Source organism: Paenibacillus sp. sgz302114, from assembly GCF_056120345.1.
In genome coordinates this window covers 558,256-571,479 of the sequence record NZ_JBVYOI010000001.1, presented here as the reverse complement: position 1 = coordinate 571,479, position 13,224 = coordinate 558,256, and the positions used below count along the sequence as shown (strand labels likewise).

Here is a 13,224-nt window from a genome sequence, read left to right as displayed (position 1 = left end):
ACTTTGTACCAGTCAAAATCAAATCCATATAAGCTTACCCGAGATGCCGATAAAAAAACAGGTTCTTCCGCCTTGCGCGGATGAACCTGCCGCCTAATTTTATATTAAGACTACTAACGCATAATAAGTTGATCCCGATGCGGACCAACGGATAAGTCGTTTACAACGGCGGCATCCAATCCCCTTGTTTAATTGTCCGAACGCCCGACTCGCAGACACCATAAGAGCGCCATTCGCACGTATAGCAGAGGGTATTGATGTCCTCCGGCTGCATGCTTGCTCGAACGCGGTGGATAACAACCTCCCATGGCAGTGTCATCCCAGCGTCGAAGCTGAGCTTATCGAGTATGCGTTTGTCGTGTTCGTACACGGAACGATTCTCGCAGTGCTGCTCGGCATTCTTCGGGAAGCATGCGCACAAGTCATCAGGTCCGCCGATAATAGTAATAAGCGTCTTAGGCTTGTCGCGCAGCTCGTTATATACAACGCGCATATTCGCTGAGAATTCAGCAGAATAGCCCATTCCTCGGAAGCCGAGCAGACAGAGCAGATGATGTCCGCGAAGCCGGATCTCCATGCCGCATCCCCCTTTAATAATCGTAATGTTACTGCCTATGTTTGTTGTACGCGGTACCAATAACGATAGCTCTCTTTGTAATTTAATTTCTCGTACAAACGGTTTGCTGGCGCGTTGTTCCCTACGACGAGCAGATAGCTCCTCGAAGCTCCGTTCTCTCTCGCCCATGCAAGCATATGGAGAATGAGCTGCTCGCCATAGCCTCGGTTTCTGTCCGAGCGGTTCGTCACGATATCATAGAGTCCGAGCCAGCCCCGCTCCAATGCGCCCAGCCCACAAGCAACCGGACAGTCGCCGTCGTAGAGCGTGAAGAAAGACTGCTTCACCTTCGACTGTTTGATTATATTCACGCAATTGAACTTATTCGCTTCTGTCATCTCATTGAACGCGCACAGCCGATCCAGCCAATCATCGCTTAGCGCAGTTTCGACGACAATACGAGTTAAGTGCGGCGCTGGCAAATGCTCCAGACTTTCCAATAGCATAACACGCGAAGGGTCAGCTATGGCATAATTTCGTTTCTGAAGCTCAGCGTCAAGCAGGTCCGGACATAACGGAGTCAGCTTAAAGATTGCAGGCAGCCCTTCTCTCTTGTAAAATGCCTCGCATGCTTCGATACGCGCTGCAAGTGTAGCCACGTCCTTGCTCGCGCCATACATCGCATGAACCGAATTCGCGCGCTTGGTATATCCTGTAGCAAACCTTAGCAGCCAACCTTCATAAGCTACGGTTTGCAGGGACGGCCACGCATTCATCGTTAGTTCCTCAATCAACTCTACCATGTTCATGTTCAATAACGTTCACCTCCATAGATATTGTATAAATATACATATTAACAACTATTTATTCAATAGAGAAAACGTATATCCAGCGCGCAAAACATGGTAAACTAAGTTGTTGTATCAATATCGAAAGGCGGAGAATTTATGGTACATACGTTCATGATCGCGCCCATCACTTACACTCCCTTCGCTAGCGAAGATGAGCAAATCCAGCAATGTAAAGAATGGGGCTTATTATCCGAGAAAGCTACGAAGACGAAACTTTTCGCATATAAGGGCGGCGGCCTTAACACGACCTGCTCCATTGTCGGCTACGTCGACAGTATGACGGCAGTACTTGAATTTGATAATAAACAACAGCACTGCATTCACCCTTCCTATTTGAAAGAAATGCAGACCGCAAGCTTCGGCGCGAGACAAGTCGCTGCTGCAGATGAGACTGCCGGCGAACAAGAAGTTCCAGTCAGCGAAACGGCATCTGCTTCGACTGAAGCGGCTGTGGAATCGGCTGAGACTGCCGCTGTTCATGCGGCTGCGGCGGCTGCAGAAGCTGAAGCCGCAACCGAAGCTCCTGCTCCGGCAGAGCCGAAGAAGAAAGCAGCAGCGAAGAAGGAGAAAGCGCCTAAGCTGCAGCTGCCCGAAGAGAAGGTGAAAATGACTGCTACGGTGAAGGAATTCACGACCGTGCCAAACAATTTCACTGAAACGGAGGATGAAGTCATCATATATGAAGCGGCTTCTATTACGGAGCCTGCCATTGAGCTCGGAGATGCATGGTCCAGCTACAGCGCGACGCTGAAGAAGCTGGAGCTCGAAATCGGACATACCATTACGTTCGAGTGCAAAATCGTGGAGAAGAAGCTGACCAAGCATCCTGTCCGCTATAAGATCAACAATCCTTCGAAGCTTCAGAAGCTATAAATGTTCACGAGAGACCCTCCATTTGAGGGTCTTTTTCTTTTGCTCATCCCCCGCCATTCTCCTTCCTTATGAAAAGCATACTTAAAGGCCATACTACTAGATAGGTGAAGCTTTCTTAAGCTTAGCCTGGTCACTGAAAGGAGTCCGATAAGCACATGCAACCGACTAACGACCCCATAAAAGAGGCTCCGGCCGTCAAACGCAAGCTGCATTCGAGCGTTGATTTACAATTTGACCGCACCTGGCTTCACAATCTGCAGGATCGTGTTGACCGCAACGGCCCGTGGGACGATTGGACGATGTATCAGCTGGCGATTGAAGCTGAACAGTCGAGGCTCATTGAAAGTTTCGATGATTTGCAATGCTTGCGCAGCCTCCCTTCCTTCGAGCCGATGGCGCATCAAATCTCGACAGCGCGCAAGGTGCTGCATGAGATGAGCGGACGAGCCATTCTTGCCGATGAGGTTGGCCTTGGCAAGACGATCGAAGCCGGTCTCGTACTGAAAGAATATATCGTGCGAGGTTTAGTGAAGAAGGCACTTATTCTCGTTCCCGCCTCTCTCGTGCTGCAATGGGTACGCGAGCTGAACAGCAAATTCGGCATCTCGGCTGTCGCGCAGAAGAAAGAGCATTCCTGGAACAACGATGTCGTCGTCGCTTCGATGGACACTGCGAAGCGTGAACCGCACCGTGAACGGCTGCTTGCACAGGACTATGACGTGCTCATCATTGATGAGGCTCATAAGCTGAAGAACAAGAAAACAACCAACTACCAGTTCGTTAACCAGCTCCGCAAGAAATATTGCCTTCTGCTGACGGCAACGCCCGTGCAGAACGATCTAGACGAGCTGTATAACTTGATTACGCTGCTCAAGCCGGGTCAGCTAGGCGGACAGAATGAATTCGCCGCGAACTTCGTCCTCGATAAGCGGCTGCCGAAGAACGAGGAGCAGCTGCACGAGGCGCTGTCTACCGTCATGATCCGCAACCGTCGCGGCGATGGCGATATTCACTTCACGAAACGGATCGTGAAGAATATTCCGCTGAACCTCTCGGCCGAGGAGCAAGCGCTCTATGATGGCGTGACGAAATTCGTCCGGGATCGCGCAAGTGAATCAGACGGAGATTTGTCGAGCCTACTTTCACTCGTCACACTGCAGCGCGAGGTGTGCAGCAGCCGCGACGCCGTATTCGTCACGCTCGTCAATATGTTCAAGAAGACGCCGGAGGACTCTCCGCATCGCGCGAAGATCTGGGAGCTCGTCGAAGTCATTCGCACCATCACCTCCAATACGAAAGCGGAGAAAGCGATGGAGCTTGTCCGCGAGATGAATGACAAAGTAATTATTTTCACAGAATACCGGGCGACGCAGGAATACCTGCTTCAGTATTTCCGCGCCAACAATATGGTTGCGGTTCCGTACCGTGGCGGGATGAACCGAGGCAAGAAGGATTGGATGATGGACTTATTCCGCGGCCGCGCTCAAGTTCTTATCGCAACCGAGGCGGGCGGCGAAGGCATTAATCTGCAATTCTGCCACCATATGATCAACTTCGACTTGCCGTGGAATCCGATGCGGGTGGAGCAGCGAATTGGACGGGTCCATCGACTCGGCCAGACCAGCGATGTGCGGATATATAATCTGTGCACGGTGGGTACAATCGAAGAACATATCGTCAATCTGCTTCATGAGAAAATCAATCTGTTCGAGCTAGTCATCGGCGAGCTGGATCATATTCTCGAACGTTTCGAGAAGACCGAATCGCTGGAGCAGCGGCTTGCCCGGCTTATGCTGGAGACCGGCGGCAATGGCGATTTGCTGCGCAAGCAAATTGACGATCTCGGAAACTCGCTCAGCCGCATCCGCGATGAAGTGGAGCTAGAAGATGATGAGATGAGCGCAATCAACTCCGTTATGAATGCCGTTGGCCAAACAATCGAGGTGAGACCATGAACGAACGTCAAATTCAAAAATTCGTGCAGAGGTACTTGGATGCTACCGGCTGCCATATCGTGGAGAAATCGCCTGCCCACTTTCAGGTCAAGCTGTCGCCGAAGGCTGATCGTGACCTGACGAACCGCCCCTATTATTGGAGCTTCGTCGATCGCACTGGCGCAGAGCCTGAGACGATGTCGCTGCTGCTCGTAACTGATAAGCAGAAGTACGACAATCAAATGGCTGCGCTGACACAAGCTTCGCAAAGCCAGCAACATTCTCCCAGCAGCACCGGGGCAAGCGGAGCTGATGGAGCAGTCGGAGCCGCGCAGACAGCGCCGGCGCCGAACTCCACCGAGGCCGTTCTCGGCCGCTCCTTCGGCTACATTCACGGCACATTGAACACGAACATTCGCGTCCCGCGAGAGGATCTTTATTTTGGCTCAAGACGGCTTAATCAGCTCTTCGATTCTTCCCGCCAAGGCGGCAGCTACCTGTGTCTTTTCCAGGAGCCGGATAAGCGCAGCAACCACCCACTCGATTCCACCGCATACAGCGCGTGGTTAGGTGTCAATATGAAGGTCGAATTCGCTTGCGATATGAAACGCGAAGAAATCCACTCCTTCGGCATCTCTCTAGCTACAGGGCAATGCATCGAGCAGTTCCATGACCGGCTGCTGCAATACCGCATGACGCCTAAGCTGCCGCCGAATGTGCATACAGCCAAAAACGCGTTCACACTTGTCAAAGCAGCCGCCATTGCGGAGCAGACGCTCGAGCGAAAGCTGCGGAATTACGATTATTCATGGGCAACTGCTGCTGCCAAGCGGTTAAACGAAGAGCTCGAAACGATCAACCACTACTACGAGCCGCTTCTGGAATCTGCCGAGGAAGAGAATAAACCGCAAATTACGGAGCAATTCGAGCGCCGACGGGATGAGATCCGCTGGCAGTACGAGCCGCGCGTGACGGCTTCCGCCATCAATTGCGGCATTTTCTACTTGCAAGGAATAGGCTGAATCGTACAGGTCAGCATGATGCGACAAGAACAGCGGTATGACCCAACCATCCGGCAAAAATAGAACGATGCTTGTCCATGCCGCTTGACAGGTTCCTACACCCTTTTTCGCCCCATTTCGTTACAATGACGGTGTCAGGATCGAATGCACGAAGGCAAGTCAAATCTCAAGGAAGCAGCAGGTGATGCATATTGCACAGCTTACGGCGCCTTATCCTCATTTTGGCCATACTTGTCTCCGCTATCTTCTTGATGAATAATGAGGTTTCTGCATCAGCCTCAGCCGCCGCGGCCACCGCTCGCGTCATTCATGCACCTGCCCAAGTGAAGTCGAAGCTAGAGCAGCAAGTGAAAGCATGGTCAGACACATTATCCAAGCAGCAAGGGTTCGGAGCGTGGAAGAATGCAACTCCTGTTATCGTCCCAATTGGCCCTGGCACGCACGGATGGCTGGTTACCTTTCAAGTCAATCATCAACCTGTTGGCTATATGATCGTCAATGCAACTGCGAACGGCGGATTTGCGCTTGGGGAATACGGAGCTGGCAATCATCCCGCCTTTGATCCGAACACCCTATATCGCTCCATGATCCGTCAAGGACTGATTACATCATTCGCTGAAGCCACAAAAAAGCCGCTCCATCTGGAACGGCTTTACCTCTCTCCGGTGCTCGCTGTTTGGAAATGGACAACAGCAACTGGCGGAACCTATTATTTGGACGCATGGACAGCGGAAGCATTGCCTATTAACAATAAAATGTGGGACGAACAGTCAGCAGCTGAGTCCGCGAAGCTGCAGAAGCAAGCACAGACGCTCACCGCCGTATCCGGGGTGCGAGTCAATGAATGCTTCGATCCGTATGAACGTATGCCCTGGTTGACCAAAGCTCCTCTATCGTACGATCAAGTTCGGCTGCATCTCCCGGAATATTTAGATCAAATGAGCCAAATCCGCTATACCGCGGAGCTGTATCGCCAGACGGTGCTCTTCGTATTCCCCGCTATCGGCTATCACAGGTGGAACAGCTCGTCCATCTTCGTTGAAGTGGATTATGAAGGGTCGCGCTACATCCCGATGGCGACGATGAACGATTTAGGTCATTTTTACCGGTAAATCAGGTAAATCAGGTAAATCAGGTATTTCAGGACGTTCTTCGCTGCTCTGATCTCGAGACGATGACTTAATGAACTGCATGACCCCTAATCCGCCAATACCGAACCAGCGTGTCAGCCAAGGCTCTTTTGCTGCTTTGGCTTTTTGGCGATTCTCTCTGCGCGTATCCATTGGCGTATCAATGAAGTTAATCGCTTTGCCTGTAAGGAACTTAATGTAATCTTCCGGTTTTTCAACAGCCATAACGTTTCACTCCTTTTCCCTTGTGAATTGCTTATCTACAGTGTCTCCGCTAATCATTTCTTTCAAACATGAATGAGTTTCCTCGGACTGTGCCACGCTAACCTAAAGTCTTCTGGAACTGGAGGTATGGCATAAACAATGTCAGTAGATCTCATTCACCGAAAGTTGATGCGACTCATTTTACCGATTTGCACGGTTCTCGCCCTTAGCTCCTCCCAGCCGGCATTATGTGCCGCCGACGCTTATCCGCTGGATGCACCGGCAAAGTATACCAGCACTCAAGTGCTGCCGCCTGATTACCAGCGGGCATTGCCAAGCGCGGAAGTGCTGATCGACGTCGGACATGGCGGCATTGACGGCGGCGCTCATCACGAACATGTGCTGGAGAAAGACATCAACCTCGCGATTGCGAAGAAGCTCTATTTGCTTCTAAGCGCAAGCGGCATTAAAGCTATTCTCAACCGTGATGCCGACTACGCGCTAAGCGACGACAATAGATGGAACCCCGCCGGCTCAAGGCATAGACGCGACCTGTCGCAGCGGAGCCAATTGACCAAAGAAATCCAGACGCGTATCCTCGTCAGCATTCATGTCAATTGGGCGCCTGACAAGACGGAGCACGGACCGCTCGTTCTCCATCAGAATGAGGGCGAGAGCGCGCTGCTTGCATTCTGCATCCAGGATGCGCTGAACCGCAAACAGAATACGGGGGCACTTCCGCGCGTTGGCAAACCTTTCTATCTGCTGAACGTCGTTAAGCAGCCCGCCGTCATCGTAGAATTGGGATTTCTCAGTCACGAAGGCGACCGTGAAATGCTGATCGATCCTCGCAAGCAGGTTCAGCTTGCAGAAGCGATCAACTCAGGGGTGCGGAATTATATCCTTCTCCGCTGACGGAACGATCATCTGTGATAAAGTGACGAACGTTGTATTCGGCTTCATCCCTGGAATGCTCGCTTTAAGCGCCGAAGCTGTCAGCTTGCCCGGAGGGCCGACATGGCCGATCGTGACACAGCTGTCATGATTCTCCAAATATTTCCGCAGAATGCCGACCTGCTTCGAAATATGACTGGCCGTGTATACATCATCAAGGAAGACTTGATTCGATAATAGAGGTACGCCAAGCTCTGCTGTCAGCTTCGGCAGCACCGTCTTAAAGGTTGTTCGGCTGTCGAGGAAGAACATGCCATGCGCTTTCACGACGGACAGCACGACGCGCATGACCCGCTCATCTGCCGTTACTTTGGAGCCCATATGGTTGTTCATCCCGACGGCATGCGGCACGGCGCTAATCGCTTCTTCGACGCGTTTGCGAATCTCCTCGTCGCTCATTGCGGTTGTAATCGCGCCAGGACCAAGCCACTCCGGCTTGCCGCGCACCGGCTCCATCGGCATATGGACGATCACGTCGTGACCGAGCTTATGCGCAAGCTCTGCATCCTGCTTCGTCGTCGGCAGGAACGGCATCACTGCCACTGTAAAATGAACCGGGAGCTCCATCATCTCTGGCGTTCCCGTCATGTTGTTGCCGAAATCATCAATGACAATGGCTACCTGGCGGTTGCCTTTCAATTCACTCTGTATACTTGCCTTAGCAATGCCGCCAATCGGCAGAAGCAGCATGCTCGCAGCAATTATGCCGCATAAGCCTGTCCATTTCGCCCGCTTCATCTGGGTCATTTTGCACACGTTCCTCTCGTTGTATCAATACTCGCTCTCCTTCATTGTTTGTGTGAATAGGTAAATTTATGTATTTGTTGCGAGTGGCGGGCAAAAGAAAAAGATGAGGATCATCGCTGATCCCCATCTTCTTCAGTTGCTTTGTATTTCGAGTTAGACTGCATAGACAGTTGCGCTGAGGTTAATCGGACCAATAACTGCAGCACCGGATTCAGTCAATCTTTCCACATACAAGGAATAACCGTGTGCGCCAGCAGATACATTAATGTCGATCACTTGGAAACTGACAATCATGTTTCTCTCATAGCCTGGTTCCACCCCTTGCAGGGCATAGAAGATCTCTTGAGTGCCACGAAACACGCGGAATAACAATTGCGTCACGCTGTCTCCTTCGCCTGCAACACCAACTGTGGCATTCAGCTCAACACGGTTATTCGGGAAATGCGGAGCAACAAAGATGCCTAGCTCAGCCAGAATTACTTTCTCAGGCATAAGCGGAATTTCGATATGCACCTGGTCAGTAACAACTGCAGGTACACTCACGTTATAATAGATTACTTGTGTCATTCGTTCAACAACTCCTTCCATCGCCAGATAATGCTAATCTATGAAAATAGCAATCATTTGGTGTGGATGAGCTGTATTCGCTGCCTGCCTGCTAATCTCCGATTGGTCGCGCGCTAACGCCTTCGAACGTCAGCTGTACAGGGCGAATGCTTCCATCCTCCTCAAACTCCATGCGGTCCAGGCAGACGACTCGGTGATTCCGGTCTGTCTCCGTAAGCGGGCGGCGATGGTAGACGATAATCCACTCATCTGTGCCAGGCACTTGAATCATGCCATGATGCCCCGCGCTTGTTGCAACCTCCGGATTCTGCTGCAAAATCTTCCCTACACGCTCGAACGGCCCAAGCGGCGACGTTGCTTTTGCGTACGCGACCGAATAATCCGGCACGCCCCAGCCGCCTTCCGCCCACATGAAGTAATAGAAGCCATCGCGCTTAATCATGCATGGCCCCTCAACGAAATGCTCCGGAGTTACGGACTTGAACGTATCGCCATCCTCAAAGTTATCAATGCTGATCATATCTTCATTCAGCTTCACGACATTGCAATGTCCCCAGCCGCCGTAGTATAAGTATGCGCTTCCATCATCGTCGATAAAGACATGCGGATCGATGGGCTGAGCGCCGTGGTGGAACTTATCAATAAGCGGCTTCCCAATCGCATCGCGATAAGGGCCTTCGGGCCGGTCAGCTACCGCTACGCCAATGCCACCGATCTCATCATCGCTCTGAATATCATTCGCCGCAAAATAATAATAATATTTGCCGCCGCGCTCAATCGGAGATGGTGCCCATAACGCTCTCCACGCCCACGAAATGCTGCTCATTTCGAGAATGCGATCAACCTTCGTCCATTCAATCAGATCCGAGGAATAGAACGCATCGAAATGAGTCTGCTCCTCATAAGGGGCGGAATAAGTCGGATAAATCCAATACTTGTTATCAAAAATTCTAGCTTCAGGGTCTGCATACCAGCCTGCAAATATCGGATTGCCTGACGTGCACTTCAACATGTTCTCAGTCACTGTAACTCTCCCTTTGGTTGAACCAGATTATGGTGTAGAGGCAATTATATCAAAAAAAAGGAAGTATCATCAATTCGTATAAACAAAAAAAAGCCCTTCAGAATCATCTGAAGGGCTTTAGTGTTACATGTAATGCGGTCGAGAGGACTCGAACCTCCACGTCATTGCTGACACTAGAACCTGAATCTAGCGCGTCTGCCAATTCCGCCACGACCGCAAATCTCATATGCAGCTTCTTCATTTCTTCAGAAGCGGCGAGAATTAATATACCACGGTCACTAACGTGAAGTCAACACTACTCCCGAAAAAATTCAGATCGCCCTAACTAGAACTGAACGCTGAGCGTGCTTAGCGATCCGTGCTCAATCGTATCGTACAGAACACGAATATCATTGCCCGGCGTATTCGCCCCGAGCGCAATGAGCAGCGGCACAAAATGCTCTGCTCGCGGAACGCCGCGTCTTGCATGCGGAGCCAGCGTGTCGTACTTGCTGAGCGATTCGATATCGCGTGCCAGTACTTTCTCGCGAATCCAATCTCTAAATTCCACAGTCCACTGCCGCGGTGCAGCATCTCCTGCACGATCAATCTCGTTGAAATTATGCGTCAGAAACCCGCTTCCAATGACAAGAATGCCATCCTTCTCAAGCCCCTGCAGAGCTTCGCCGATTGCGATATGCTCCCTCGGAGACAAGAATGGGTTAACCGATACAGGCACAATGGGAATATCCGCTTCCGGATAGGCATGCATCATGATCGGAAAGACGCCGTGATCGAGCCCGCGATACTTCTTCTGCACGGGGATATTGTGACGGCGAAGCCGTTCCTCTACGATATTCGCGACAATCGACGAGCCTCTAGCCGGGTATTGCACCTGATAGTAAGATGGCGGGAACCCATAATAGTCATATACCATCTCATGAACATCGTCTGTAGCGGCAATGGTCGTAATCTCGCTCTCGAAGTGCGCGGAGAAGATTACAATCGCTTTGGGACGATTCTCTTTACCATAACGGTTAAGAAAAGCAGTAAATTCCGATTGCTCGAATATCGTCATTGGCGATCCATGCGCCAGAAATACAGGTGAAATCATAGCAGTCCCCTCCTACCAGCGACCAACAGCAACAATGACAAGCAGCACGACGAAGATTACGTTCATTCCGATCGCTTGATTTTCTTTACGCTTCGCATGTACGCCAATTGCCAGCACCATGATTACGGCGAGTGCAATCGCTGCGATGGAAGTGAGAACTGGCGCTACATCCGTCGCGAATGGTACGATCAAACCGATGGCTCCCAGCAACTCTGACCAACCGATGAAATTGACCATTCCCTTGGAATAATCTTGTGCCCAAGGCATGTTTACCTTCACCTTCTCATACTGGAATGCTTTCATCATGCCGCCCATAAGGAACGCCAGTGCCAATATCCCTTGCATAACCCAAAGTGCAATATTCACGTTTCATTCTCCCCTTATCGGTTATTTTTAACAACATTGCCTTCAATTTGAATGCGTGTATGTTATGGATGTATAATAGCCTCTAGGGACAATATTGAGAAGTAGGCACATTAATGTGACATAGTATACAAAAAGATACCTAAGGAGAATCCTAAGCTAATGTCTGAGAACTGTGAGTTCACAAAGGTACTGGAAATTTTGGGCGGCAAATGGAAGCCTTCGATCATGTATCATCTTTTCTTGAACGGAACGATGCGATTCAGCGAGCTGCAGCGAGCTTTGCCGGAAATTACGAAGAAGATGCTGACGACGCAGCTGCGGGAACTCGAATACCACGATATCGTACACCGGAAAATCTATATGCAAATTCCGCCGAAGGTCGAATACTCTATGACCGAGCACAGCAAGGGCTTAATGCCGGTTCTTATGGCCATGAATGATTGGGGCAAGGCACATATTCAACACCTCCACAAATTACACGGAGAGGCGCAGCCTGACCAAGAAGTCGTGAACAAAAGCGCGAACAACGACATTGTTGAGGTTGAAGCTAAATAGCGATAAGAAAAAGGGACGATCAGCTGCACCGAGGTGCATGGGGTCGTCCTTTTATGAATAGATTCATACAAAGAAAGGCAGGTGCTGAATATGAAAATGAAAATAAGAGTAAGAGCGCTATTCATCCTGATGCTGCTGACTGTAACTGTATTAACATTAACAGGCTGTGTGCCAGGCGACGGCGTCAACAACGCCGATCGTCCCGCAGGATTCTTCTGGGGCATATGGCACGGCTGGATTGCACCTATCTCCCTCATTATCGGCATATTCAAACACCACATCCGAGTATATGAAGCCCACAACATCGGATGGTGGTATGATGCCGGATTCTACATTGCGGTCATCAGCGGTTTTGGCGGAATCTCGTTTAGACGACATAAGAAAAACTCCTCGGATAAGTCGAAGAATTGTTAATGAAAGTCGGACCTCATTGCCACTGCAACGAATCTTCACAGCCCTGCTCCCCCGCTAACGAGCTCAGATAGCGTTATTTGAGCAATTTTGGATAGTTTGGGTCGCTAACGAACTCAGGTAAAGTTATTCCGCAGTTTTGAGCCATTTAGGTAGCAAAATCAGGGCAATAACGTGCCCCCAGTTCGTTAGCCGAATTAACCTGTCGAAATCGACTAACTAAGCGCTATACGATTCGTTAGCCCGGAGTGGGCTTGCCACCTTATCATTCCGAAGAACGGCTACATGTCCTCTCAGCATATGAATACCGCACTCTTTAGGCTAACAGGATTGCATAATGAGAACATAAAAAAACTCTTCGAAAGCTTCGAAGAGTTGTGTTTGTTATATGGTGCGGTCGAGAGGACTCGAACCTCCACGTCATTGCTGACACTAGAACCTGAATCTAGCGCGTCTGCCAATTCCGCCACGACCGCATCTTGCAGTGATTGCTTCCAAGTGAAGCAACGAAAATTAATATACCATAATCCTAAATGACAAGTCAACCGATAACCTATCTTTTTTATTTATTTCTTAATACCAGATTCAAAACCACGATGAATAGCATCCAGCAGCCGGTACGTGGTATCACAGCAATACTCCCAGAACATGATGCCTGCGAGCTCCTCTTAAAGGTTAGGGTGGCTTCGTCCCTTCGTGCTATGGCTACAGCTGCGTTCTTGGCGCGGTAACCGGCTCATAAATATAGCCACGGCTAAGCTTCACCACTTTACGATTGCGTTTACGGATGACGACGCTATCTGCGTCCCAGGCAACGACGATGCCCATCACATCATTGGCCTCCATGCCGTCACGAACGACACGGAGTGAGATCCCTTCTATCCGGTATTGATCCAGCTGTTCTTCGGAAATCACGATTGCATTCCACTCCTCTATC

The 13,224-nt window shown here is 50.4% G+C and carries 16 protein-coding genes and 2 tRNA genes; 7 read left to right on the top strand and 11 right to left on the bottom strand.

All coding sequences use genetic code 11. From position 1 onward, the window contains the following. Positions 1-160: 160 nt before the first annotated feature. Together AC0LWF_RS02640 and AC0LWF_RS02635 are read right to left on the bottom strand one after the other, a co-directional pair. Positions 161-577 (bottom strand): DUF1284 domain-containing protein, encoded by a 417-nt coding sequence (locus AC0LWF_RS02640; RefSeq protein WP_474650009.1) that lies wholly within the window; start codon positions 575-577, stop codon positions 161-163. A 35-nt stretch (positions 578-612) separates the two neighbouring features. Next, positions 613-1,365: a GNAT family N-acetyltransferase gene (locus AC0LWF_RS02635; protein ID WP_474650453.1), complete on the bottom strand. Its 753-nt coding sequence runs from the start codon at positions 1,363-1,365 to the stop codon at positions 613-615. Positions 1,366-1,503: 138 nt separating this feature from the next. Between AC0LWF_RS02635 and AC0LWF_RS02630 the strand changes: the two genes are divergently transcribed. The 4 genes from AC0LWF_RS02630 to AC0LWF_RS02615 all read left to right on the top strand — a co-directional run bounded on the left by AC0LWF_RS02630 (position 1,504) and on the right by AC0LWF_RS02615 (position 6,348). Next, on the top strand, positions 1,504-2,280 hold the full coding sequence (locus AC0LWF_RS02630) for a hypothetical protein (RefSeq protein ID WP_474650008.1): 777 nt from the start codon (positions 1,504-1,506) through the stop codon (positions 2,278-2,280). Positions 2,281-2,435: 155 nt separating this feature from the next. Then, positions 2,436-4,235 carry a DEAD/DEAH box helicase gene (locus tag AC0LWF_RS02625; protein ID WP_474650007.1) on the top strand — a complete coding sequence of 600 codons (1,800 nt, stop codon included), beginning with the start codon at positions 2,436-2,438 and terminating at the stop codon, positions 4,233-4,235. Continuing rightward, positions 4,232-5,236 carry a YqhG family protein gene (locus AC0LWF_RS02620; RefSeq protein ID WP_474650006.1) on the top strand — a complete coding sequence of 335 codons (1,005 nt, stop codon included), beginning with the start codon at positions 4,232-4,234 and terminating at the stop codon, positions 5,234-5,236. Before AC0LWF_RS02625 ends, AC0LWF_RS02620 begins: the two co-directional genes overlap by 4 nt. A gap of 191 nt (positions 5,237-5,427) precedes the next feature. After that, entirely contained in the window at positions 5,428-6,348 is a 921-nt protein-coding gene (locus AC0LWF_RS02615; protein WP_474650005.1) for a hypothetical protein, read from the top strand. Here the strand turns inward: AC0LWF_RS02615 and AC0LWF_RS02610 are convergent. Continuing rightward, complete coding sequence (locus AC0LWF_RS02610) at positions 6,328-6,591, bottom strand: YqzE family protein (RefSeq protein WP_474650004.1); 264 nt, start codon at positions 6,589-6,591, stop codon at positions 6,328-6,330. The genes AC0LWF_RS02615 and AC0LWF_RS02610 overlap by 21 nt on opposite strands. Positions 6,592-6,729: 138 nt before the next feature. Between AC0LWF_RS02610 and AC0LWF_RS02605 the strand changes: the two genes are divergently transcribed. Beyond that, positions 6,730-7,485, top strand: a complete 756-nt coding sequence (locus AC0LWF_RS02605; protein ID WP_474650003.1) for an N-acetylmuramoyl-L-alanine amidase family protein — start codon at positions 6,730-6,732, stop codon at positions 7,483-7,485. On the opposite strand, the gene AC0LWF_RS02600 is transcribed toward AC0LWF_RS02605, so the two are convergent. The 6 genes from AC0LWF_RS02600 to AC0LWF_RS02575 form a co-directional block, all read right to left on the bottom strand. Beyond that, entirely contained in the window at positions 7,453-8,271 is an 819-nt protein-coding gene (locus AC0LWF_RS02600) for a divergent polysaccharide deacetylase family protein (RefSeq protein ID WP_474650002.1), read from the bottom strand. The genes AC0LWF_RS02605 and AC0LWF_RS02600 overlap by 33 nt on opposite strands. 153 nt (positions 8,272-8,424) lie before the next feature. Beyond that, positions 8,425-8,838: an exosporium protein C gene (locus AC0LWF_RS02595; RefSeq protein WP_474650001.1), complete on the bottom strand. Its 414-nt coding sequence runs from the start codon at positions 8,836-8,838 to the stop codon at positions 8,425-8,427. Positions 8,839-8,929: 91 nt separating this feature from the next. Continuing rightward, the gene (locus AC0LWF_RS02590; RefSeq protein ID WP_474650452.1) at positions 8,930-9,850 is read right to left on the bottom strand and encodes a glycoside hydrolase family 43 protein; all 921 of its coding nucleotides are present in this window, start codon (positions 9,848-9,850) and stop codon (positions 8,930-8,932) included. Positions 9,851-9,995: 145 nt separating this feature from the next. Next, positions 9,996-10,079, bottom strand: a tRNA-Leu gene (locus AC0LWF_RS02585). A 108-nt stretch (positions 10,080-10,187) separates the two neighbouring features. Next, positions 10,188-10,955 carry a DODA-type extradiol aromatic ring-opening family dioxygenase gene (locus tag AC0LWF_RS02580; protein ID WP_474650000.1) on the bottom strand — a complete coding sequence of 256 codons (768 nt, stop codon included), beginning with the start codon at positions 10,953-10,955 and terminating at the stop codon, positions 10,188-10,190. A 12-nt stretch (positions 10,956-10,967) separates the two neighbouring features. Beyond that, a complete protein-coding gene (locus AC0LWF_RS02575) occupies positions 10,968-11,321 on the bottom strand; it encodes a DoxX family protein (protein WP_474649999.1) in 354 nt (117 codons plus the stop codon). Between the two features lie 159 nt (positions 11,322-11,480). Between AC0LWF_RS02575 and AC0LWF_RS02570 the strand changes: the two genes are divergently transcribed. Beyond that, positions 11,481-11,876 (top strand): winged helix-turn-helix transcriptional regulator, encoded by a 396-nt coding sequence (locus tag AC0LWF_RS02570; protein ID WP_474649998.1) that lies wholly within the window; start codon positions 11,481-11,483, stop codon positions 11,874-11,876. Positions 11,877-11,966: 90 nt separating this feature from the next. Beyond that, complete coding sequence (locus AC0LWF_RS02565) at positions 11,967-12,290, top strand: hypothetical protein (protein ID WP_474649997.1); 324 nt, start codon at positions 11,967-11,969, stop codon at positions 12,288-12,290. A gap of 386 nt (positions 12,291-12,676) precedes the next feature. On the opposite strand, the gene AC0LWF_RS02560 is transcribed toward AC0LWF_RS02565, so the two are convergent. Both AC0LWF_RS02560 and AC0LWF_RS02555 read right to left on the bottom strand, forming a co-directional pair. Continuing rightward, positions 12,677-12,763, bottom strand: a tRNA-Leu gene (locus AC0LWF_RS02560). Between the two features lie 229 nt (positions 12,764-12,992). After that, positions 12,993-13,202 carry a hypothetical protein gene (locus AC0LWF_RS02555; RefSeq protein WP_474649996.1) on the bottom strand — a complete coding sequence of 70 codons (210 nt, stop codon included), beginning with the start codon at positions 13,200-13,202 and terminating at the stop codon, positions 12,993-12,995. Positions 13,203-13,224: the final 22 nt, after the last annotated feature.

Coding starts and splice junctions, on each gene's coding strand:
- AC0LWF_RS02640 (WP_474650009.1), bottom strand. CDS start 577: ATGGAGATCCGGCTTCGCGGACATCATCTGCTCTGTCTGCTCGGCTTC.
- AC0LWF_RS02635 (WP_474650453.1), bottom strand. CDS start 1,365: ATGAACATGGTAGAGTTGATTGAGGAACTAACGATGAATGCGTGGCCG.
- AC0LWF_RS02630 (WP_474650008.1), top strand. CDS start 1,504: ATGGTACATACGTTCATGATCGCGCCCATCACTTACACTCCCTTCGCT.
- AC0LWF_RS02625 (WP_474650007.1), top strand. CDS start 2,436: ATGCAACCGACTAACGACCCCATAAAAGAGGCTCCGGCCGTCAAACGC.
- AC0LWF_RS02620 (WP_474650006.1), top strand. CDS start 4,232: ATGAACGAACGTCAAATTCAAAAATTCGTGCAGAGGTACTTGGATGCT.
- AC0LWF_RS02610 (WP_474650004.1), bottom strand. CDS start 6,591: ATGGCTGTTGAAAAACCGGAAGATTACATTAAGTTCCTTACAGGCAAA.
- AC0LWF_RS02605 (WP_474650003.1), top strand. CDS start 6,730: ATGTCAGTAGATCTCATTCACCGAAAGTTGATGCGACTCATTTTACCG.
- AC0LWF_RS02600 (WP_474650002.1), bottom strand. CDS start 8,271: ATGACCCAGATGAAGCGGGCGAAATGGACAGGCTTATGCGGCATAATT.
- AC0LWF_RS02595 (WP_474650001.1), bottom strand. CDS start 8,838: ATGACACAAGTAATCTATTATAACGTGAGTGTACCTGCAGTTGTTACT.
- AC0LWF_RS02590 (WP_474650452.1), bottom strand. CDS start 9,850: ATGTTGAAGTGCACGTCAGGCAATCCGATATTTGCAGGCTGGTATGCA.
- AC0LWF_RS02580 (WP_474650000.1), bottom strand. CDS start 10,955: ATGATTTCACCTGTATTTCTGGCGCATGGATCGCCAATGACGATATTC.
- AC0LWF_RS02570 (WP_474649998.1), top strand. CDS start 11,481: ATGTCTGAGAACTGTGAGTTCACAAAGGTACTGGAAATTTTGGGCGGC.
- AC0LWF_RS02565 (WP_474649997.1), top strand. CDS start 11,967: ATGAAAATGAAAATAAGAGTAAGAGCGCTATTCATCCTGATGCTGCTG.